This is a genomic window from Bacteroides sp. DH3716P (genome assembly GCF_025914115.1).
In the GTDB taxonomy this organism is placed as follows: domain Bacteria; phylum Bacteroidota; class Bacteroidia; order Bacteroidales; family Bacteroidaceae; genus Bacteroides; species Bacteroides ovatus.
In genome coordinates, this window is the sequence record NZ_CP083673.1 from 6,635,117 (window position 1) to 6,636,070 (window position 954).

General features: G+C 49.3%; 1 protein-coding gene. It reads left to right on the top strand.

Features of this window, described 5'->3' with window-relative positions; all coding sequences use genetic code 11:
- The first annotated feature begins 280 nt into the window (after window positions 1–280).
- Window positions 281–916, top strand: coding sequence for a hypothetical protein (locus tag KQP79_RS25845; protein ID WP_264386607.1), 636 nt, complete (start codon window positions 281–283; stop codon window positions 914–916).
- The last annotated feature ends 38 nt before the right edge of the window (window positions 917–954 follow it).

The following is a 954-nucleotide window of genomic DNA, read 5'->3' on the forward strand; positions in this document are numbered from 1 at the left end:
AATTCTGCTTGAGGTCTTGTGACTGTGAACAATCTTCCTTTTCCTCGGAAAAGAGTATTCTTCACACATAATTTGTCTTTATGTCTTTTCTTGCGGCTTTTGGGAGCAGAAAATATCCCTCCACAGGCTGAAAGGTCTCGAAAGGAGGGAAGAAAGAAACGGTTAAGCGAACGCAGAGGGAATTTATCCACTATGCTGAGCGTAAGTTTCTTCAACGTAGTTAAACCAAGTCCAGCGACATGGGCGACAAACTTATTTGTATCACTAAAATTGAAAGGCAATGAAGATTATCATCCTGCATGATGCTGACGCACGCATCGAGTATCTTGACGTAGCCGACCATCTTATCGGCTCTGACATCGAGGAGTTCCTCACCAGACAGGGCTTCTCAGTGAACAACATCACATGGCTTGTCACATCGGCAGACCATATCCCAGTGGTTTACCACAAGTACGACATNGTGAACAACATCACATGGCTTGTCACATCGGCAGACCATATCCCAGTGGTTTACCACAAGTACGACATCGACCGCAAGACCGGCGAGGCGACTCACACCCAACGAGAGGCGGAACTTAAAGACCTCACCATCCACGGACAACTCCTGGCATTGCAGCACCGGGAGCAGGACGAGCTGAAAGCGGCTCTTCGCAAGTACGGCACGGAGGTGGACGGAGGCTTTGAGGTGCATTTCGAGGGAGAGCAGCCCATCGTGGCAGGTTATCTCTTTGACGAGCCTCGTGATATAGTCATAGATGCGGCACGTTTGGATTCTGACGGCAACTTGTCGCTTCTCGGAGAGGACAAGGAAGTGAGGGATGGACAATACGACATAGAGCCAAGCGACATATTTGGCGGTCAGTTGGACTATGTCACGTCGAGTATAGGTGCATGGATGAAGGAGGAGCATGTATGACCCAGTGCATCGTATATGACGAGACTACCAAGGAGAGC